Raw genomic sequence first — 770 nt, 5'->3', positions numbered from 1 at the left:
TCGCAGACTTCGCCGAATTTCTGGCTCGATCCGCGCAACGGCGTGAGCTATCCGCTGATGGCGATGATGCCGCAGTACGACGTCAACTCGCTGCAGGCGCTCGCCAATATTCCGGTCGCGCAGAGCGGCGGCAGCTCCGGCGCGACGACGGCAGCGGCTTTGGCCTCGGCGGGCGGCGCCGGTCCCGCGCCGCAGAACCTGCTCGGCGCGTTGAGCACGCTGACACGCGGCACGCAGCAAGCCGTCGTCTCGCACTACAACGTGCAGCCGGTGCTCGATATCTTCGCGTCGGCGCAAGGGCGCGATCTCGGCGGCGTGGCGGCGGACGTGAACCGGCTCGTCGATCAGATCCGGCCGCAATTGCCGCCGGGCGCGTCCATCGTCGTACGCGGCCAGGTGCAGGCCATGCACGATTCGTTCAGCGGCCTCGCGAGCGGCCTCGTGTTCGCCATCGGCCTCGTCTATCTGCTGATGGTGGTCAATTTCCAGTCGTGGCTCGACCCGTTCATCATCATCAGCGGCTTGCCGGGCTCGCTCGCCGGCATCGCGTGGATGCTGTTCAGCACCGGCACCCGCCTGAGCGTGCCGGCGCTCACCGGCACCATTCTGTGCATCGGCATTGCCACGGCCAACAGCATTCTCGTCATCAACACCGCGCGCGAATTCCACCACGGCGGCCAGCCGCCGCTCGCGGCCGCGCTCGAAGCCGGCTTCAGCCGCTTCCGTCCGGTGCTGATGACGGCGCTCGCCATGCTGATCGGCATGCTGCC

Annotated in this window: 1 protein-coding gene; it reads left to right on the top strand. The window is 68.1% G+C overall.

The genetic code is table 11. From position 1 onward, the window contains the following. On the top strand, positions 1 to 770 hold a 770-nt coding region (locus P0D96_RS48215), incomplete at both ends, for an efflux RND transporter permease subunit (RefSeq protein ID WP_408321412.1).

The organism is Paraburkholderia sp. RL17-347-BIC-D, assembly GCF_046027915.1.
Lineage (GTDB): Bacteria > Pseudomonadota > Gammaproteobacteria > Burkholderiales > Burkholderiaceae > Paraburkholderia.
Note: the sequence above shows the minus strand (reverse complement) of the source record. Positions and strands in the feature narration are given on the sequence as shown.